At 73.5% G+C, this 19,570-nt stretch carries 16 protein-coding genes; 4 read left to right on the top strand and 12 right to left on the bottom strand.

What is annotated here, in order from left to right:
* Window positions 1-159 precede the first annotated feature (159 nt).
* Complete coding sequence (locus ACIOD1_RS22860) at window positions 160-1,515, top strand: lysine N(6)-hydroxylase/L-ornithine N(5)-oxygenase family protein (RefSeq protein ID WP_365622358.1); 1,356 nt, start codon at window positions 160-162, stop codon at window positions 1,513-1,515.
* Between the two features lie 84 nt (window positions 1,516-1,599).
* On the opposite strand, the gene ACIOD1_RS22865 is transcribed toward ACIOD1_RS22860, so the two are convergent.
* Complete coding sequence (locus tag ACIOD1_RS22865) at window positions 1,600-1,836, bottom strand: MbtH family protein (RefSeq protein ID WP_365622361.1); 237 nt, start codon at window positions 1,834-1,836, stop codon at window positions 1,600-1,602.
* Window positions 1,837-2,319: 483 nt separating this feature from the next.
* Here ACIOD1_RS22865 and argB point away from each other — a divergent pair, with 483 nt between their 5' ends.
* Both argB and ACIOD1_RS22875 read left to right on the top strand, forming a co-directional pair.
* Entirely contained in the window at window positions 2,320-3,228 is a 909-nt protein-coding gene (gene argB / locus ACIOD1_RS22870; protein ID WP_365622364.1) for an acetylglutamate kinase, read from the top strand.
* Window positions 3,225-3,761 carry a hypothetical protein gene (locus ACIOD1_RS22875; RefSeq protein ID WP_401904281.1) on the top strand — a complete coding sequence of 179 codons (537 nt, stop codon included), beginning with the start codon at window positions 3,225-3,227 and terminating at the stop codon, window positions 3,759-3,761. Before argB ends, ACIOD1_RS22875 begins: the two co-directional genes overlap by 4 nt.
* A 16-nt stretch (window positions 3,762-3,777) precedes the next feature.
* Here ACIOD1_RS22875 and ACIOD1_RS22880 read toward each other — a convergent pair whose 3' ends face one another.
* Entirely contained in the window at window positions 3,778-4,239 is a 462-nt protein-coding gene (locus ACIOD1_RS22880) for a nuclear transport factor 2 family protein (protein ID WP_401904284.1), read from the bottom strand.
* 728 nt (window positions 4,240-4,967) lie between these two features.
* Between ACIOD1_RS22880 and ACIOD1_RS22885 the strand changes: the two genes are divergently transcribed.
* Window positions 4,968-7,196 (top strand): MMPL family transporter, encoded by a 2,229-nt coding sequence (locus ACIOD1_RS22885; protein ID WP_401904287.1) that lies wholly within the window; start codon window positions 4,968-4,970, stop codon window positions 7,194-7,196.
* Window positions 7,197-7,354: 158 nt separating this feature from the next.
* Here the strand turns inward: ACIOD1_RS22885 and ACIOD1_RS22890 are convergent, their stop codons facing one another.
* The 10 genes from ACIOD1_RS22890 to ACIOD1_RS22935 all read right to left on the bottom strand — a co-directional run bounded on the left by ACIOD1_RS22890 (window position 7,355) and on the right by ACIOD1_RS22935 (window position 19,550).
* Entirely contained in the window at window positions 7,355-7,498 is a 144-nt protein-coding gene (locus ACIOD1_RS22890) for a hypothetical protein (RefSeq protein WP_365622375.1), read from the bottom strand.
* 360 nt (window positions 7,499-7,858) lie between these two features.
* Window positions 7,859-8,161, bottom strand: coding sequence for an acyl-CoA carboxylase epsilon subunit (locus ACIOD1_RS22895; RefSeq protein WP_365622378.1), 303 nt, complete (start codon window positions 8,159-8,161; stop codon window positions 7,859-7,861).
* A 300-nt stretch (window positions 8,162-8,461) separates the two neighbouring features.
* The gene (locus tag ACIOD1_RS22900; RefSeq protein ID WP_365622381.1) at window positions 8,462-9,295 is read right to left on the bottom strand and encodes a 4'-phosphopantetheinyl transferase superfamily protein; all 834 of its coding nucleotides are present in this window, start codon (window positions 9,293-9,295) and stop codon (window positions 8,462-8,464) included.
* Between the two features lie 101 nt (window positions 9,296-9,396).
* A complete protein-coding gene (locus ACIOD1_RS22905; protein WP_365622384.1) occupies window positions 9,397-11,151 on the bottom strand; it encodes an acyl-CoA dehydrogenase in 1,755 nt (584 codons plus the stop codon).
* 190 nt (window positions 11,152-11,341) lie between these two features.
* Window positions 11,342-12,238 carry an acyltransferase domain-containing protein gene (locus ACIOD1_RS22910; RefSeq protein ID WP_401904291.1) on the bottom strand — a complete coding sequence of 299 codons (897 nt, stop codon included), beginning with the start codon at window positions 12,236-12,238 and terminating at the stop codon, window positions 11,342-11,344.
* 451 nt (window positions 12,239-12,689) lie between these two features.
* The gene (locus ACIOD1_RS22915) at window positions 12,690-14,801 is read right to left on the bottom strand and encodes a condensation domain-containing protein (protein ID WP_401904293.1); all 2,112 of its coding nucleotides are present in this window, start codon (window positions 14,799-14,801) and stop codon (window positions 12,690-12,692) included.
* 148 nt (window positions 14,802-14,949) lie between these two features.
* The gene (locus tag ACIOD1_RS22920) at window positions 14,950-15,906 is read right to left on the bottom strand and encodes an aromatase/cyclase (RefSeq protein ID WP_365622393.1); all 957 of its coding nucleotides are present in this window, start codon (window positions 15,904-15,906) and stop codon (window positions 14,950-14,952) included.
* Window positions 15,907-15,982: 76 nt separating this feature from the next.
* Window positions 15,983-16,936, bottom strand: a complete 954-nt coding sequence (locus ACIOD1_RS22925; RefSeq protein WP_401904296.1) for an aromatase/cyclase — start codon at window positions 16,934-16,936, stop codon at window positions 15,983-15,985.
* Window positions 16,936-17,760 carry a 3-oxoacyl-ACP reductase FabG gene (fabG, locus tag ACIOD1_RS22930; RefSeq protein WP_365622398.1) on the bottom strand — a complete coding sequence of 275 codons (825 nt, stop codon included), beginning with the start codon at window positions 17,758-17,760 and terminating at the stop codon, window positions 16,936-16,938. The genes ACIOD1_RS22925 and fabG overlap by 1 nt, the downstream gene beginning before the upstream one ends.
* Window positions 17,757-19,550 carry an FAD-dependent oxidoreductase gene (locus tag ACIOD1_RS22935; protein ID WP_401904299.1) on the bottom strand — a complete coding sequence of 598 codons (1,794 nt, stop codon included), beginning with the start codon at window positions 19,548-19,550 and terminating at the stop codon, window positions 17,757-17,759. The genes fabG and ACIOD1_RS22935 overlap by 4 nt, the downstream gene beginning before the upstream one ends.
* Window positions 19,551-19,570 lie beyond the last annotated feature (20 nt).

The following is a 19,570-nucleotide window of genomic DNA, read 5'->3' on the forward strand; positions in this document are numbered from 1 at the left end:
ACAGGACAACGGATTCGAAATGCAGAGCCGCTCAAGACCCTCTAAAAATGCGCCGGAAGCGCTCTGCACGTTGCCTTGAGATACGCTCGGGAACAACACTGACGAACGGTCTCTCGGGCCACCGGACGAGTTTTCCAGACGCAAGCGGGAGAGTTTTCAATGGCTATAGCGGGCAGGCGCAACGAAGAGATCTACGACGTGATCGGTATCGGGTTCGGCCCGTCCAACATGTCGCTCGCGATCGCCCTGGAGGAGCACGGGGCGGGCGCTTCGCAGCATCCGGTCACGTCCCACTTCTTCGAGCGGCAGCCCACGTTCGGATGGCACCGGAACATGCTGCTGCCGACGACGACCATGCAGATCTCGTTCCTCAAGGACCTCGCGACCTTCAGGAACCCCACGTCCCGGTTCAGCTTCATCTCGTTCCTGCACGCCTCCAACAGGCTGGTGCAGTTCGTGAACAACCAGGACTTCTACCCGACCCGCCAGGAGTTCCACCAGTACCTGGAGTGGGCGGCGGCCGGCCTCGACGAGCGGGTCAGCTACGGCGCCGAGGTCGTCTCGATCCGGCCCGTCGCCGAGGACGGGTCCGGGACGCCCGACCTCCTGGAGATCGAGGTGCGCGACATCGCCGACGGCACCACCACCGTGGTGACCGCGCGCAACGTGGCCATCTCGACGGGCCTGGTGCCGCGGCTGCCGGAGGGCGTGACGTCCGACGAACGGATCTGGCACAGCTCGGAGTTCCTGGCCCGCTTCAACGCGCACGACCCGGCCGGCCTCAAGAACGTGGCCGTGGTCGGCGCCGGCCAGAGCGCGGCCGAGATCACGCGGTACCTCTACGACTCGCTGCCGCACGCCCAGGTGTCCTCGGTCATCCCGTCCTACGGCTACTCCGTCGCCGACGACACGCCCTTCGCCAACCAGATCTTCGACCCGGCGGCGGTCGACGAGTACTACTTCGGCACCGAGCGGGCCCAGGACGCCTTCTGGCGCTACCACCGCAACACCAACTACTCGGTGGTCGACGCCGACGTCATCCGGTCCCTCTACCAGCGCTCCTACGACGAGCAGGTGCAGGGCAGCCGGCGACTGCACTTCCGCAACCTCACGCGGGTCGAGCACGTCGAGCGGGTCGAGGGCGGGACGCGCATGCTCCTGCGCTCGCTGCTCGACGACAGCACGGAGCTGCGGGACTTCGACGCCGTGGTGTTCGCCACCGGTTACGACGGCGTGGACCCGGCCCGTCTGCTGGGCGACTTCGACCGCCACTTCCAGCGCGACGCGGCGGGCAGGCACCGGGTGGAGCGCGACTACCGCCTCGTCACCGCGGCGGGGCTGACCGCCGGCGTCTACGTCCAGGGCGGCACCGAGCACACCCACGGCCTGTCCTCGGCCCTCTTGTCGAACATCGCGGTGCGCAGTGGCGAGATCGCCGACTCCATCGTGCTGGGGCGCACCGCGCGGGAGCTGGACCGCGGCTGCGTCGCGGAGGAAGCGCCCTCGGTCGTCTGAGGCGGCGCACCCGGGGTGGACCCCGGTGCCGTGGTCCGGGCACGAGGGTCCACCCCGGGACGGTTCCGGGACGTGCCGGTCACCTCACGCGGCGTCGGCGACGACCGGAGCGGTCTCCATCGCGTCGCGCAGGCTCTTGGGCCGCAGGTCGGTCCAGTGCTCCTCGACGTACGAGAGGCACTTGTCACGGGTGTCCTCGCCGAAGGCGATGCGCCAGCCCTCGGGAGCCTCGGTGAACGAGGGCCACAGCGAGTGCTGCTGCTCTTCGTTCACCAGAACGTAGAACCGGGCGTTGGTGTCGTCGAACGGGTTGTTGCTCATGAATCCACTCCAATTCGAGCCGTCCACGATTCGCTTTCGAGAGGAAAGCGAATCATCATCCATCAATAAGATGGAGTTGGCGATACCGCCAGGCCCGATCATGGCACCTTTCGGGAATTCCGTGGAACTTGCGGGACCCGTTGCCTTGATATCCGTCATCACTGTCCTGTCGACAGGACCTGTCCCGATAATGGGACACACCCACGTAGGAGAAGCAGTGCCCATCTCAGGTGCGCCGGCGGGAATCGACGTCCGTCGCCCCGTTTCCGCGCGCGATGACATCGGCGCAAGCGGCTATCGGGCCGGCAGGTGTTCACCTTCCCAGGAGCCCGCACCACGGCCAAGTCGTGCCGTGCCGCATTCGAGCGCGGGTCGACCGGTCATCGAGGCCCGGCCCGCGGCCTGGTCCCCCACAGAAGGAGTCGTGCCCATGAGTGCCCACCGCCCGGCCGGCCATCTCGTCATCCGACGTGCGAGGCTCTCATGACCGACAGCCCACAGTCGGCCCTGGCCAAGGCCCGGTCCATCGGCGACGCCCTGCCGTGGCTGGCCCGCCACCAGGGGCGGACGGTCGTCATCAAGTTGGGCGGCCACGCCATGGTCGACGAGGAGCTCACGGCCGCCTTCGCCCGCGACGTCGCCTTCCTTCGCTACGCCGGGCTGCGGCCCGTGGTGGTGCACGGCGGGGGCCCGCAGATCGATGCCGAGCTCGCGCGGCGCGGCCTGGAGCGCGAGTTCAAGGGTGGGCTCCGGGTCACCTCGCCGGCCGCGATGGACGTGGTGCGGATGGTCCTCGCCGGCCAGGTGCAGCGCGAGTTGGTCGGACTGATCAACCGCTCCGGCCCGCTCGCCGTCGGTATGACCGGCGAGGACGCGGACACCCTCACGGCGGTGCGGTGCGTGCCGTGGATCGACGGGGAGCCGGTGGACGTCGGCCGGGTCGGCGACATCACCGCTGTGAACACCGGCGCCTTGGAGAGCCTGCTGACGGACGGTCGGATCCCGGTGGTCTCGCCGCTCGCCCGCAGTGCCGAGGACGGCCAGGTCTACAACGTCAACGCCGACACCGTGGCGGCGGCGCTCGCGACCGCGCTGCGTGCGGAGGCGCTCGTGATGCTGACGGACGTCGCCGGCCTGTACGCGGGCTGGCCGCACAGTCAGGAGGTCATCCCGCGCCTCACGGCCGGCGAGTTGGAAAAGCTCCTGCCGGAGCTGAGCGACGGCATGGTGCCCAAGATGAGCGGTTGCCTGGACGCCGTGCGCGGTGGCGTGGGCGCGGCCCGCGTGATCGACGGCCGGGTCCCGCACGCGGTCCTCCTGCAGATGTTCGCCGACGACGGCTTCGGCACGGTGATCGTGCCCGACCCGGACGACGCGGAGGTCCTGCGGTGAGCGCCGCGCCGGACGCCGAGCGCCTGACGCACGCGGTGGATCCCGCGCCGCGGCCGGCCGCCCTCGGCCACCACCTGAACCTCGCGGCCGAGACGGACGGGAGCGGGGCGCGCGAACTCGCCCGCGCTCTCGCCGGCTCCCTCTCGCCCGAGGCCCGGCTCGTCCTGCGGAACGCCCTGGACGACGCCGAAGCCGACGCCGGGGACGATGCCGGGCACTATGCCGCCGGCGACTCCGACGTCCCGCCCGTGCGCCGCAACGATCCGCCCGACGCTCTCGTGCGCCTGCGGTTCGCCGACGCGACCACGCTGGAACGTGCCGCGGTCGCCTTCGGCGGCGGGTCCCGCTCGGGTCTCGGTGACGCGTGGAGCGACCCGACGACGCTCACGCTCCAGATCGCCGGCGACGCCGGTGTCGAGACCCTGCGGGCGGTGCTCGCGGTCCTCGACGCGGCGGCGATCACCTCGGAGTCGCTCACCGTGCACACGCGCGAACTCGACGACGTCCTGGCCGTGTTCACCGGCACGCCCTGAGCGCCGGGGAAGGATTTCAGGCCAGGTCGTCGCGGGTCACCCGGCGGTGCGCGGTGCGCCACTGGCCCCGGGCGCGGACCAGTACGTCCTCCATCACGCACACGTAGAGGACCTTGGAACTTCCTCCGCTGGGCGTGAGGTACACCAGGGCCGAGCAGCGGGTGCGCAGCGATCCGTCCGCCTGGGGCCGTACGTCGAGCATGCCCACCCAGTGGTCGAGGCGGCCGCCGGCCCGCCGCTGGTCCGCCGCGCCGGCGCGCACGTAGTGGGCGAGCGCGGCGCGGGCACGGACCGGTGCGGGCAGGGAGGGCGACTCGAAGACGGCGTCCTCGGTGAAGGTGGCCGCCCAGCGCTCGGTGTCGTGCACGTCCAGGATCTGCATCTGGAGCGCGTAGAACTGCTGCACCTGGGCGTACAGGACGGCGAACTCCTGCTTGTGCACGGCGTGTTGGGGGGTGTCTACCAGCTCGACGGTCATGATCTCAGCCTCCGCTTGCGTCCGTGTCCTTGGGGTGGTGGGGGGACGACGAGGAGATCCCGGGGGCTCCCGGGCATCCGAACTCGGTGCGAACAGTCTTCGAGGCTCGGATCGAGCCTCCTTCAAATACCCCTCAAGGCCTCCCGTCCACAGTGGATGTCACGGGCCACGACGGCCCTTCGGCCCGATGGTCGAGGGGTTCCCGGCCTTCGGGCCGCCGCCCACCGGGGCGCCGAGCTTTCCGGCACCTGCGTACGGTGCCCCCCGGACGCGCCGACACCCTCGGCGCAGCACCACGGCGCCCCACCCGCGGCGCCCTTCCGCGGCACCCCACCCCGGTGCCGCGCACGAAGGCGGGGCGCGGCGGTCGGTCCCCTCGGGGAAGCCGACCGCCCGCCCCGGCCGAGCTGCGGCAGGCCCGCACCCCCGTCCCCAGCCGCGCCCCTCGCGGCTCCAGCGGGGCTCCGGCGGGGCTCCGTTCGACTCCGGTGAGCTTCCGTCGGGGACCGGGTCGTACCGGACCGACAGGGTTTGGATTGCGTACAGCGCTTCGGGATCGAGCACTTCGTCCGCCATGACGTGTGCCGCGCGGTGGCCCGTCCGCCCTTCGGGGCGTGGACGCCGGTCGATGGCTCGAATGCATCGCCACGAAGAAAACCGCCACTGCGGTTTGTTATGGTCCTCGCATCCTGCCCGTTGTTCTGCCGATCCGATGGGAGTCCATCGCCATGGCCACCTTCCTGTACAAACTCGGCCGCCTGGCCTTCCGGCGCCGGGGGCTGATGGTCATCCTGTGGGTGTTGATCTTCGGCGCCGTCGGTGTCGCGGCGTCCTCCGCGCCCCCGCCCCCCGCCGACACCTTCTCCATGCCGGGCACCGAGTCGCAGAAGGCGTTCGACCTGCTCAAGGAGAAGTTCCCCGCCGCCGACGCGACCGGCGCCAGCGCGCGCGTCGTCGTCCGCGCCCCCCAGGGGTCGAAGATCTCCGACTCCGGCCCCAAGGCCGAGGTCACCAAGCTGCTCGGGGACCTGGCCAAGGCTCCCGAGGTGGTCGGCGCGACCGACCCGTACCAGACCAGGACCATCAGCGAGGACGGCACCACCGCCTACGCCGTGGTCACCTACAAGGTCCCCGGCCCCGAGGTGAGCGACGAGGCCCACGACGCCTTCGGCAAGATCACCGACAAGGCCCGGACCGGCGGCCTGACCGTCGAGGCCGGCGGTGACGCCGTCCAGATCGAGGTCGCCGCGGGTGGTTCCGCCGAGGGCATCGGCATACTCATTTCCGCCATCGTCCTGCTGATCACCTTCGGCTCCGTGATCGCGGCCGGCATGCCGCTGCTCACCGCCGTGGTCGGCATCGGCATCGGCATCTCCGGCATCACCGCGCTCGGACTCTCCACCACGACCACGACGCTGGCGATGATGCTCGGCCTCGCCGTCGGCATCGACTACGCCCTGTTCATCCTCTCCCGCTACCGCTCCGAGATGATGGAGGGCCGCGACCGTGAGGAAGCGGCCGGACGCGCCGTCGGCACCGCCGGCTCCGCCGTCGTCTTCGCCGGCCTCACCGTCATCATCGCGCTGGCCGGCCTCGCCGTCGTCAACGTCCCGATGCTCACCACGATGGGCCTCGCCGCCTCCGGCACCGTCGCCGTCGCCGTCCTGATCGCGATCACCCTGGTCCCCGCGCTGATCGGCTTCGCGCCGGTCAAGGTCATGCGCCGGCACGACCGCGGCGCGTTCCGCGCCAAGCCGCTCTCGGAGCGCCGACAGCGCAAGGCCGCCAAGCGCGCCGCGAAGGAAGCCGGGGGCAAGCCCAACCTCAGCACCCGCTGGGCCGGTTACGTGCTGCGCCACCCGGTCGGTGTCCTGCTCGTCGGCGTGCTGAGCCTCGGCGCCATGGCGATCCCCGCCGCCGACCTGGAGCTCGGCCTGCCGGGCGAGGGCACGATGGCGCCGGACACCACCCAGCGCAAGGCGTACGACCTGCTCTCCGACTCCTTCGGGCCCGGCTTCAACGGCCCGCTGATGATCACCGTCGAGGCCAAGGACGCCAAGGCCGCGGGTGACGCCGTCGGCAAGGCCCTCGCCAAGGAGGACGGGGTGGACACGGTCTCCCCGGCCGCCGTCAACGAGGCCGGCGACACCGCCATCATCAACGTCGTCCCGACCACCGGTCCCACCGACGGCAGGACCGAGGACCTGGTCCGCTCCCTGCGCGCCCTCGCGGGCGACCTGGAGTCCCAGACCGGCGGCGAGGTCCTCGTCACCGGTCAGACCGCGCTGTTCATCGACTTCTCCAAGACGCTGGACGACGCGCTCCTGCCCTACCTCGCGCTGGTCGTGGGCCTCGCCTTCCTCCTGCTGCTCCTCGTCTTCCGCTCGGTGCTCGTTCCGCTGAAGGCGGCCCTCGGCTTCCTGCTTTCGGTCAGCGCGGCACTCGGCGCGGTCGTCGCGGTCTTCCAGTGGGGCTGGCTCAAGGACGTCTTCGGCATCGACCAGCCCAGTCCGATCATGAGCACGATGCCGATCTTCATGATCGGTGTGGTCTTCGGTCTCGCCATGGACTACGAGGTCTTCCTCGTCTCCCGCATGCGTGAGGCGTACGTCCACGGCGCCCGCCCGCACGAGGCCGTGGCCACCGGTTTCCGGTACAGCGGCCGGGTGGTCGCCGCCGCCGCCGTCATCATGATCAGCGTCTTCTCCGGCTTCATCCTGGACGTCAACGACATGGTCAAGATGATCGGCTTCGCCCTGGCGACCGCCGTCCTCTTCGACGCCTTCATCGTCCGCATGGCCATCGTGCCGGCCCTGTTCGCCCTCCTCGGCAAGACCGCCTGGTGGCTGCCCCGTTGGCTGGACGCGCTCCTGCCGAACGTCGACGTGGAGGGCGAGAAGCTCAACCAGGTCGCACCCCGCCCGGCCCCGGCCCGCGAGCGCCAGCTCGTGGACTGAGCCACACCGCGGATCCCCTCCGGGGGACACACACCGCGACTCCCCCGGCGGCCCGGCACCCCCGTCCGGACCATCGAGGGAGTCGCACCCCGGCCGGCCCGGTGGCACCCGCCACCGGGCCGGCCGCCGTCGTACGCGCCGAAAGGGAGCCCCCGCGATCAGGAGGGCGGGAGGTTCGCGGCCGTGTACTCCGTCGCGATGCCGAACGTACTGGCGCACCGGGGGCATTCGGCCCGCCCGAAGAGGTGGGTGAGGCCGTACGCGAGCCCGTGCCGGTCGTCACGGACCGCCGTGTCGTACATCCAGCGCCCGGCTCCCGCGAGGTCTTCCGGCGGTACGGGTCTCAGGTCGCGCCTTTCGATGTCCCCGGCATGCCAGTCCCGGATCGCCGAGTACCGCCCGTGGTCGCCGGGACTTTCGTGCCGATCGACATCAGGCGTGGAAGTGCCGCGAAGCTCGCCGGCACGACGGTCGTAGCCTCGCGACACAGCGCGTCCCAAAGGTCGTCCCACGCCTCGGCGTCCGTTCCGGATTCCACCCGGTCCAGGAGCGCGGGCAGTCGTGCGGCGGCTTCCAGGGGGGCGAGAAGGTGCGTCCGGTCCGTCACACGGGTATTCAATCGGCCGGGCCCGGGGCGTGGTCGGGCGGGGCCGGCGGTTCGGTTACGAGGCCCAGGAGCCCGGGGCGATGAAGTCGGGCTGAGGGCGGCGGCGGAGCTTGTGGATGCGGGCCTGGGTCTGCGGGGGGCTCTCCTGCGGGTGGGGCCGGATCCTGGCGGCGAGGAGCACGGCCAGGGCCGCGACCTCCTCCGCCGTGGGGTTGCCCCGGGTGATGCGGATCGCCGCCAGGGCCAGGGCCGTCCGGTCGTCCGCGGTCAAAGCGCCGCGCAGCCGGTCGGGGGGAGGAGTGCGCCCGGTGTCCGGTGCGCGCACGTTCTCCGGTGGTGTCGCCTCGACGATGCTCATACGGGCCCTTTCGACGCAGGGGCACCGGGTCCGGCCGGTGTCGCGTCGTCCAGCATGGGCCGGGCCGCTACAGCCGGACTCGAATTCCGCACGGGACCGGACGGAGGGCCGCGGGCCCGGGCGCGCGCGGGCCGGGACATGCCTGTGCCCCGCTGCCGGGGCGTGGGTCGTGGGCAGCGGGGCACAGGCAACGACATGCTCGCGGTGGGGGGACCGGGGGCCTGCCGCGGGACCCACTCTCCTCCGGAGAACTCGGGCCCGCCTACAGCGGTGGTGTCGCGGCGGTGGCGCCGTTCGTCGTCAGGCGCGGTCGAGGAGGCTGGTCACCGTCGTCAGGAAGCCCTCGTCGAGCATCGTGGAGACGGCGGTGTCGCGCGAGGTGCCCAGGCCCGTGTCGTGGCAGGCGACGCTGACCAGGTAGCGGTCGAGCACCGGGTAGGTGCCGAACGCCCACTCGCCGCGGGCCGCGGGAGTGCCGTCCGGGGCGAGCAGGCCCGTGGCGCCGGCGCCGGCGGCCGCGAAGCCGAACTCGGAGAAGCCCAGCCGCAGTCCCTGTCCGAGCGCCTTGGTGTAGGCCTCCTTCAGCGTCCACAGCCGCAACATCGCCGCCGGTCTCTCCGCCTCGGGCAGCGCCGTGAGTTCGGCGCGTTCCGCGGCGGTGCACACCTGGTCCTGGAGGAGGTGGAAGGAGAGCTTGCGGGCGGCCGGTTCGGTGTCGACGCCGATCCTGCCGGTGCAGCTGATGCCGACGGCGATCAGTTCGTCGGTGTGCGTCAGGCTGATGTCGACCTGGTCGAAGCCGCGCAGGTACGGACGGCCGCCGATCTTGTACGCGAGGTCCAGGTCGGCCGGGTCGACGCCGAGCGCCGCCGCCGCCGTGTACTTGACCGCCAGCCGGGAGGCGACGAAGCGGTAGCGGATCGTCGGGTCGATGGTCTGGCGGTAGCGCAGCCAGTCGCGGCCGAGGAGGGGGCGCAGCCCCGGTTCCGCGAGCGCCGCGGTGAGCCATTCGCCCCAGGTGGTGAACACCGAGGCGTTGCCGCGCAGGGCCATGCCCTCCCGTACCTCCTCCCAGGGACCGGCCGGCCCGGTGACGTGGACCGGCGTGGTGATGCGGTGTGCGTCTTCCGTCATCGGGCTTTCCTCCCCTGCTGTGGGATGGGTGGGATGGGTGCGGCGGGGCGTGCCGGTGCGTGCCGGTGCGTGGGGGGCCGGGTCGTGGCCCGATCGCCGGGTCACTGCGCGAGTTCCGTCGCGTCGAGGTCGCAGCTGCGGCCCGTGCGGTAGCGGCGCATCAGTTCCTCCAGCACCTGTTCCGTGCAGCCGTCGGGGAGGTTGGGCACCGGGATGCCGAGCCGGCCGCCGAGCCGGGTGAGCGCGAGCACCGCCCAGGCGGGGGCCGCGAGGAAGGGGTCGCTGCCGTCCTGGCCCTCCCAGGTGCCGAGGACCGAGGCGGCCGCGAGGACCAGGGCGTAGCGGTCGCTGAGCACGCACAGGGCGGGGTCGGCCAGGGTCGCGGGGGTGCCGTGGGCGGGGATGGCCAGGCAGCGTTGGCGCAGGGCGCGCAGTTCGGTGACGAACCCCTCGGCGAGTTCGGCGAGGGCGGTCAGCTGGCCCCCTAGCCCCCGTACCTCGGCCAGGCGCGCGGCGGACCCGACGAGCGACGCGGCGAGGAAGTCGCCGCCGTCGGCGATGCCGAGCAGGCGGTAGTCCATGACGGGCAGGTCGGCCCCGGCGCGGAACAGCTCGGCGGGCGGTTCCTGCTCACGGAACCACGCCCGTTCGGCGAGGGTGCGCAGTTGGGGGACGATCACGGCCTGGCAGGAGGCGGTGCCCGCGTGTCCGAGCCCGGCCACGGGCAGGTCCCGTCCGAGCTTGTCGAGGGCCCCGTAGGCGGGGTTGCCGCGCTGGTAGCCGCGGGAGCCCAGGACGGTGGCCAGTTCCTCCAGGTCCTCGCGCAGCAGGTCGGGGACCACGTACTTGACGGCGGCGGCGAGCACGTGGGTGCGGTCGGGCAGCAGGCTCAGGGCGCGCAGCGAGACGGTGGCCATGCTGTCGCAGGCGAGCATGTCGGCGAAGACGCCGGCGAGCGGCTTGTGCCAGCGGCGGGCCAGGGGACGGCTGCGGCCGGTGGTGGCGGCCCGTACGGCGGAGTGCAGGACGGTGTCGACGGCGGCGACGGCGGTCGAGGCGATGACGCAGCGGTTGACCTGGTAGGTGCGCAGCGCGAGGGCCAGACCTTCGCCGGGTCGGCCGACGAGGGCGTCACCGGGGACGGCGCAGTCGGTGAACCGCAGCCCGGAGAACAGGTTGCCGCGCATGCCGGTGGTGGGGACCCGGGGCAGGTGGGCGACGCCGTCGGCGAGTTCGGCCGGGTCCACGAGCAGCACGGAGTGGCTGTAGGGGGTGCGGGCCTTGTCGGTGCGCGCGTAGACGACGTACGCCTGGGAACGGGCGGCGTTGATGATGACGTCCTTGCGGCCGTTGAGTTCGTAGCCGCCGCCCGGCGCGGCGCCGGCGGTGAACTCGTCGCGCAGGATGTCGTTCGCGTGCGCCATCTCGTGGTGGACGATCGAGGCGCGCCCGCCGCCGAGCAGCAGGTCCGCGGTCGCCCGGCGCTGGGCGGCGGTGCCCGCCGCCCATATCGCGGAGGTGGCGAAGAGCGAGGTGATGCCGAAGCCGAAGCCGAGCGCGAGGTCACGTCGGAAGACGGGGCGCAGCACCTTGGCCAGGTGGTCGGCGCGGGTGAGCCGGCCGCCGTACTCGGCGGGCACGAACTCGGCGCCGAGGCCGGACTCGGTGAGCAGCTGCTCGGTGGCCTCGGGCGGTTCGCGCCGCTCGTCGGCGGCGAAGAGGGCGCCCAGACCGTGCGGGTTGGTGGGGTCGTACGGGTCGCCGAGCCGGGCCTCCAGCCGGGCCGCGCGGCGCAGCGGGGCGGTGACGTCGGCACGTCCGGTGGCGGAGTCCGCCTGCATCGCGGTGGTGGCCATGGTCGTGGGATCAGCTCCTTCGTCACGGGACTCGCCGTTTGGTGGTCCGGGGCTGGTCCTTCGGTGTGTACGGATGTTCAGACTCACGGGATCCGGTCGAGATCCGCTTGAGCCCGCGTACAGCCCGACACGCGAGTTGCCGGAAGTCGCCCGGGGTGGGGGCGGCTTCCGGCAACGGTGGCGGGGAGGCTCAGGCGGGTGTGGTCTCGGCGAAGACCCGGGGCCAGGAGATGGGGTGGCCGTGGTCGTGGAGCCGGCCGAGGGAGGTCAGTACGGAATGCACCTCGGCGCCGGGTGCGGCGGTGCGCGCGTCGGGCCCGCAGGGGTGGGTGCGGTGGAATCCGGCGGCTTCGAGGGTGCTGCGCGCGGCCGCGGGCGAGGGTGTCGCTCGGGCCTGGCGCAGGAAGTGTTCGGGGGTGAGGGTTCGCTCACCGGGGCGGGGTCCGAGTCGTTCGCCGGTGCTCGCGCAGACCAGGGTGAGGGCGGGCGCGCCGATGCGGCAGGCCTTGGCCACCCGCAGGAAGCGCCGTTCGGAGGCGGCGCGGGTCCGGTGCGGTGCGTCGTCGGGGGCGAGTCGGCCGCGGGCGACGACCAGGCGCGCCGCGTCGTCCAGGTCGAGCGCGCCGGCCAGGTGCGCCGCGGTGATCTCGCCCCCCGCGTGGCCCGCGACGGCCCGCGCCTCCACGCCCCAGGCCTTCCACACCCGGAACAGGGCGACCTGGTAGGCGAACAGGGCGGGCTGGGCGTAGGCGGGGTCGCGGATCAGCGCGGCGTCGACCCCGTCCCGGGGGGCGAAGACGACGGCGGCCAACGGCAGGGGCAGCCAGACGTCGAGGGCGCCGGCGACCCGGTTCCACGCCGTGGCGAAGGCGCGGCAGGCGCCGTAGAGGTCCCGGCCGAGGCCGGGGAACAGCGGGCCGGGGGCGGTGAACAGGACGGCCTGGTCGGCCGCCCCGTCCGCGGGCGCGCCGGCGGCGGGGCCGGCCCGGTCGGCCGGGTGGGGAGCGGAGGGGGAGCGTCCACCGGCTCTGGGCGGCGCGGATCCCGCTCCTGCGGGCAGGATGCCCGAGGAGCACTCATCGGACACCGGGCACCGCCTCCCAGGTGGCGCGGCGGTGTCTCGGGTCGGGGAACCCGTCGGTGTCACCGTGTGCGGCCGGGTCGTTGACGAAGGTCACCATGGTCGCTCTCCTCGGCTGTGCTGGGGTGGGCAGCGGGGTACCGCTGCCGGGGCGCGACTGCTCCGCCCACACTCGGTGGTGGGGCTCAAGCAATCTTCGAAGGCCGCTCGAGAGCCGCCGCGGGACGACACGGGCGGGCGGACCCGATCGTGTCGGGGCGGGGCGGCGAGGTGGTGCGGCGCGGTGGTGCGGGGCGGCGCGGTGGGACCGGTGCGCTCCCCGGTCCCACGAGCGGCTCCGGCGGGGTGACCGCGGCCGGCGTCGTCACGTGCCCCCGGCGTCGGCGGGGCGCCCGAGCACGGCCTCCCGCACGGCCGGCGGGTTCCTTCCGGGCGACCGGCGGCGCGCCCCCCGTGGTCAGCCGGGGCGCCCGGCCGCGGCCGCCAGGGTGCGGGCGAGATCGTCCGCCGAGGCGGAACTCCCGTCGGCGGTGCCCGCGATGGCCACGAGCGGCGGCAGCCAGCCGTGGGCGGCGATGCGCTGGGCGACCTCGTAGGCGACGCTCCCGCTTCCGGAGAAGCCGCCGAGGAGCAGCGGTTCGCCGGCCGCGAGGGCGGGGCGCACCGCGGCCAGGCAGGCCGCCGCGTCGGTGGGGGCGCTCACCGTGGTGAGGGCCTCCGGGCCCGGGTAGCTCCGCGCGAGGGCGTCGTAGCAGGCCTCGGGCGCGGTCGGCGGCGGTACGAGCAGGATCGTGCCGGCGTCGGGCCGCGCGGCGGCGCGCAGGACGCGCGGCCCGCCGGGGTGCGGGGCCGGGGCGGGCTCCTGCGGCTCGGTCGCCGGCGGGCCCTCCAGGCCGTTCAGGACCTCGCCGACCGGGGTCGCGCCGTCGACGAGCACCGGGAACTCGCGCAGCAACCGCGCGGTGCGGTCGAGCGCGGTGGCCGCTTCGGCGTCCGCGATCCGGCTCCGGTCGTTGACGACCGTCAACAGCAGGGCGCCCTCCGCGTCGTGGTGGGCGCTGATGGCGATGGGCTGGGACGTGTGCGGGTCCACGGCCTGCGGGGGCTCCACGTGGACGCCCTCGTCGCCGAGTTCGCTCCACAGCGGGTCGTGGCCGTCCGGGTCGGGCGGCGGGCCGGGCGGGGTCTCGAAGGCGACGAGGGAGTCCGTGAGGTCGTCGGGGGCGACCCGTCCGCTCCACCGGCGGATCTGGCCGGCCGAGACCCATTCGTAGGCGGTCGCGCCCAGCGCCCGGTCGCGCAGGTCGGCCAGCAGGCGCGCCATCGGGGCCCCCGGGTCCACCTCGACTTGCAGGGGGAGGGTGTTGCGCAGGGGGGCCGGGATGCCCGCGGCGCCCTCCAGGGCGATGCCGCGGCCGGAGACGGCCATGCCGAACGCGACGGGCGCGGGCGCCGGGCCCGGCCCGCCGGCCCGGTGCAGCAGCAGCGCCCAGGCCGCGTGCAGCGCCGTGCTCTCGGCGGCGCCGAGCTCGGCGGCCCAGGCGCGCAGCCGGGTGGCCTCGTACGGGGTCAGGCGCCGGCGGGCGAGTCCGTGGCCCCAGCGCGCCCTGTCGCCGGCGGCCGGCTCGGCCGCGGTGGGGCCGGGCAGGGTGCGGGAGCCGGCCGGGGGCGCGGCGACGGACCAGTAGGCGCGGGGCGCGGCGAGGTCCTGGCCGGCCGCCCAGTTCAGGTGGTCGCGCAGGTCGGGGCGGCGCTCGCCGCCGGTGGTGCGGCCCTCGGCGAGGTAGGCGCGGTGGAAGGCGCGCAGCAGCAGACGGGCGCTCCAGCCGTCGAGCATGGCGTGGTGGTAGGTCAGGGCGATGCGGGTGGTTCCGGTGGGCCCGGGCCGTTCGTCCAGGAGCGCGATGCGCAGCAGTCCGGGTCGGTGCAGGTCGAAGGCGCGCAGCCGCTCGCTGACGAGCAGGGAGTGCCAGTCCACGGATCCGTGGGGGTGGCGGACGAACTCCGGGGACGCCTGTCGGTGGACGGCGACCAGCGGGGCGGTGCCGAGGCCGTCCGCCCGGGCGCGGTCGGCGAACGCGGCGCGCAGGACGGGCTCCTGTGCGAAGACGGCCCGCCAGGCGTCGTGGAAGCGTCGGGTGTCCAGCGGCCCGTGCCAGCGCCAGTGCAGTTGTTCGACGTGGAGGGCGGCGCCGAGTCGGCCCGTCAGGACGTCGAGCAGCACCTCGCGCTGGCGGGCGCTCGCGGGGATCGTGGCCGGGCCGTGGGGGGCGGCGGGCGCCCGGTGCCCGTCGCCGTCCTGCGGGCCGGTGCTGTCCCACGCGGTGTGCGGCGATCGGGGGTGCGGCGGGGCTCCGGGGTCGGTCAGCAGGTCCGCCACCGCGCCGGCCGGGGAGTGCCGCTGGGGCAGGTGCAGGGTGTGGTGGGTGGCGGTGTGGCGGCGCAGGGTGGGTGTGCCCGAGGGCAGCGCGGCGAGGGCCGCCGCGAGGGCGTCCCGGTCGAGGGGGCCGCGCAGGTCCAGCGCCGGGGCGGAGCCGGTCACGATGACCACGGTCATGGCGAGGCTCATCCACTCCCCCTCGTCTCTGCGCGACACCGGACGGCATCAATGGTTCAAAGGGGTCGAGTATGCGCGGGTCGCCCACGTTTCCCTGACGCACCGCTGATACGGCGCCGGAGTCCCGGCGGAACCCCGCCGGGCGCGGGAGGACGGGGGGCTACAGGGTGCGGACGGAAGTCTCCGCGTACCGCTTGGCGAGGTCGAGGGTGGCGGTGCTGTTGCGGCCGAGGGCCTCGCGCACGTACGTCCTGGCCCGCGCGAGGTCGGCGCCGGGGCCGAGGACCCGTTCGACGGCCTCTTCCCGCAGCAGCACGCTGTGCTGGGAGATCGCGGTGACCCCGCTCTCGTCGGGGATCAGCGACCACTCGCCGGTGTGCGCGGTCATCAGCGCCGGGGTGGTGGTCTGCTTGTAGACGATGCGTCCCGCGTGCGGGAAGCACACGCGTACGGACTCCGTGGTGTGCGTGGCCCCGTCGGAGGTGACGGTGTCCATGCTCAGCAGTTGGACGCCGGGCGAGTCCTCGGTGACGGCGGCGCGGGAGACGTGGGGGACGTGCTCCGGCCAGTCGGCGACCCCGTAGAGGAACTGGTAGACCAGCTCGGCGGGTCCGTTGACGCGTACGGAGTCCTCGAAGGACAGCAGCAGGTCGTCGAGCCTGGTCCAGCGCTCCGCCGTCTCCTTGAGCTGTTCCAGTTCGACACGGCTGTTGGTGTCGGTGGCCGTCCGGGTCCAGTCGACGTCCGCGGGCCGGTCCCCGGCGACCGCGAAGTCGTGGAGCAGGGTCAGCCGCGAGCGGTCGGCGCCCCGCGGCTCGACGATCCAGCTGCCGCCCATCTCGACGACGGGGGCGGCGGGGACCTCCTGGCGGAAGTCGATGCGCAGGCCGGGCGCGTCCAGGGTGCGGCGCGAGAGCCAGGACCTGACGCTGCCGTTCGCGGTGACCCACATGTGGAACCGGTCGTGGGAGCCGTCGAAGTCGAGCCGCTCGACGTGGACGCTCGGCGGGACGAAGAGCGGCCACTGCGTCGTGTCCGCGATCAGGCCGTAGACCACGCCCGCGGGCGCGTTGACGTCCACGGCGTGGGACGTCCGGTGGATTTGCTGGACGGACATCGCCCTACCCTTCCTCAACACGTGGTCCAGAGTCTGTCCGCGACCGCCGGAGTCCCACTCGACGCGCTCTGGAGCCTCAGCGCGCGAGCGCCGACTCCGCGTGCCGCTTGGCGTACGTCATGGTCGCGGTGCTGTTGCGGCCCAAGGCCTCGCGGACGTAGCGGCGGGCCGCCGCGAGGTCGGCGTCGGGGCCCAGCACCCGGGTGACGGCCTCCTCGCGGAGCACGACGGCGTGCCGCGAGGTGACGGTCGAGCCGTAGGCGCCGCCGGTGACCGTCCACACGCCGGTGTGGGCCGACATCAGGGCCGGGGTTCGGGTCTGCTTGTAGAAGATGCGGCCGGCCGCCGGGAAGCACACCCGCACCGATTCGGTGGTGTGCTCCGCGCCGTCGGCGGTGAGGGTGTCCATGGACATGACCTGGACGCCGGGGAGTTCCTCGGTCAGTCGCAGGCGCGAGACGTGCGGCAGCAGCTCCGGCCACTCCTCGGCCCGCTCCAGGAACGCGTAGACCAGCTCCGGCGGGGCGTCCACGTCGACGCGGTCCTCGAAGGACATCACGAGTTCGTCGAGCTTGTCCCAGTGCTCGCCCAGCTTCGCCAGGTTGGCCAGCTCCGCGCGGCTGTTGGTGTCGGTGGCGCGCTCGACCCACTCCACGTCCTGCGCCCGGTCGCCCTCGACCGAGAAGTCGTGCAGCAGCGTCAGCCGGGAGCGGTCGGTGCCCAGGGGCTCGACGATCCAGGTGCCGGTCATCGCCGACAGCGGGGCGGCGGGGATCTCCTGGCGGAACTCGATGCGCCGCGCGGCGGCGTCGAGGACCCGGCGCGAGGTCCAGGACTTGATCCGGTCGTTCGCCGTGGCCCACATCCGCAGCCGCTCGTGGACGCCGTCGAACTCCAGGCGTTCCACGTGCACGTTGGGCGGGAAGTACAGCGGCCACTGCACGGCGTCCGCGATCATTCCGTAGACCACGCCCGCGGGGGCGGCCACCTCGGTCTCGTGCACGGTACGGTGCACCCGCTCGGCCGCCATCAGAAGTTCCCCAGTCCGCCGCAGACGTTCAACGCCTGCGCGGTGACGGACGCGGCGAGGTCGGTGGTCAGGTAGCCGACCATGGCCGCCACCTCCTCGGGGGTCGCGTAGCGCCCGAGCGGGATCTTCGCCTCGAACTGCTGCTGGACGTCCTCGGTGGTGGTGTCCCAGGCCGCCGCGTAGCCGGCCCGTACGCGCTGCGCCATGGGCGTCTCCACGTAGCCGGGGCACACCGCGTTGACCGTGATCCCGACCGGGGCCAGTTCCTTGCCGAGGGCCTTGGTGAAGCCGACGACGGCGTGCTTGGAGGCCGAGTAGGGGGCGCCCAGCAGGACGCCCTGCTTGCCGGCGGTGGAGGCGATGTTGATGATCCGGCCGTAGGGGGCCCCGCCGAGGCCGCCGTGCTTGAGGACCTCGCGGGTCAGCAGGAAGACGCTGTTCAGATTGGTGTCGATGACGTCGTACCAGAGCTCGTCGCTGATGTCGGCGGTCGGTCCGCCGCCGCTGCGGCCGGCGTTGTTGACCAGGACGGAGATCGGGCCGAACTCGGCGACGGCGGCGGCGACCAGCTCGGTGACCGCCTCGCGGGAGCGGACGTCGGCGGCGGTGCCGGCGACCTCCAGGCCCTCGGCGCGCAGCTCCTCTACGGTGTCCTTGACGGCTTCCGGGGTCCGGGCGCACAGGAACACCCGGTGCCCGCGCCGCGCCAGGTCCCGGACGACCGCCAGGCCGATGCCGCTGGTGCCGCCCGTGACCAGGGCGACGGGCTTGTCCGGCGCCGTGTGCGGCGCCGGCGCCTTCGGCAGTGTTGACGGTGTGGTCATCGTGTCCCCTCCAGAACCCGTGGTGTGCTCTCGACCGTGTCGCGAGGCCCTGGAGAGGCGGTGGAAGCGCGGTCGAGGGTGGCCGTGGGGGCGGGTGTCGCCCCGGCCGGCGCCGGGTACGTCCGGGGGGCGCGGGCCGCGTCGCGGATCGCGTCGGGCAGCGCGGCGGCGGCGCCCAGCGGTGCCAGGGCGCGCGCGAGCCCGCGCCGGGTCAGCTCCGAGCCACCGGCGGCGACGTAGCCGTCGGGCCGGATCAGCACCCAGCCGCCCGGGCCGAGGCCCAGCGAGCGGCGCAGCAGCCCGTTGGGGTCGGGCAGCGGGGCGGGCCCGCCGCCGGGGCCGGCGCCCGCGGTCCGGACCGACAGCCAGGTGCCGTGCGCGCCGACCGCGGCCGAGGCGACCCGTCCGGCCTCGCCGGGCCCCTCCTCCGCCGCCCACACCAGGGACCAGCGGGTGTCGCGCAGTTCGGCGCGCAGCGCCTCGGAGCCGGGGTCGTCGGGGTGGCGGCCGGCCGCGGCGGCGGCGCGCGAGCCCGCGGGCAGCTTCATCAGTGGGTCGGCCGTGGTCAGCGGGCTCTCGGGGTACGAGAGCAGCAGACCGGACATGCCGCCGAGCACCTTGCGCTGGATGGCCCGGCGCAGCGGTCCGATGTTGCGCACGAAGGTGAAGGCGACGGGCAGCCCCACGCCGGCCAGGGTGTTCTTGAACTGGACGAGGAAGGTGGCCTTGCGGACGGAGCCCAGGAGCTTCTTGCCGATGGGGACGCGCTCCTGTCCGTAGGTGGCGAGCAGTTCGCGGCCCGCCTGGCCCAGGGCGGTCATGGCGAGCTTCCAGGCGAGGTTGTAGGCCTCCTGGATGCCGGTGTTCATGCCCTGTCCGGAGGCGGGGCTGTGCACGTGGGCGGCGTCGCCCGCCACGAAGCAGCGGCCGTCCTGCATGCGCGGCACCATGCGCTGCTGGAAGGTGAAGACGGAGGTCCAGTCGGGTTCCTCGACCGTTACCGGGCGGCCGAGTCCGAGGCTGAGCTTCTCCGAGAAGCGCTCCGCGGCGTCGCGGGCGCCCTCCGAGCGGCCGGCGGGGGCGGTGTCGAGCAGCCGCCAGTAGCCCTCGCGCCGGTAGGGGACCATCATCAGGGCCTGGCTGCCGGTGTGGACCCAGTAGATGGTGTCGGGCGGCAGGTCGAGGGAGACGGCCGCGTCGGCCAGGCACCAGGTCTCGCTGGACTCGCCGAGCAGGGGGAGTCCGAGTTCCTTGCGGACCGTGCTGTGGCCGCCGTCGCAGCCGACCAGCCAGGGGACCTCGTACTCCTCGGTGGTGCCGTCGGGGTGTCGGAGGTGGGCGCGTACGGTGGCGCGGTCCTGTTCCAGGGAGGTCAGCCGTACGCCCCATTCGACGGTGACGCCGAGGCGTGCGAGGGCCTCGCGCAGCACTTCCTCGGTCTCGGTCTGGCCGATGACGACGGTGTACGGGAACCGGGTGGGCATCGAGCCGTAGTCCGCTTCGAGGCGGACGAGCCGGCGGCCTCGGGCGAACATGGTGAAGGCCCTGTTCTTGCGACCCCGGTCGAGCACCCCGTCCACGACGCCCATCTGGTCGAAGGTCTCCAGCGTGCGCGGGTGGACGGCCACCGCGCGGCTGGTGGGGGCCGGGCCGGCGGCGCCGTCCACGACGCGGACGCGCAGTCCTCGGCGGGCCAGTTCGTGGGCGGCGGTCAGGCCCACGGGGCCCGCCCCCACCACGAGCACCCGGGGGGCCCCGGTGGTGGGGGAAGTGCCGGCGTTGGTGGCCACGGTGGTAGCTCCTCTGGTCG

The organism is Streptomyces sp. NPDC088097, from assembly GCF_044741845.1.
Taxonomy (GTDB): domain Bacteria; phylum Actinomycetota; class Actinomycetes; order Streptomycetales; family Streptomycetaceae; genus Streptomyces.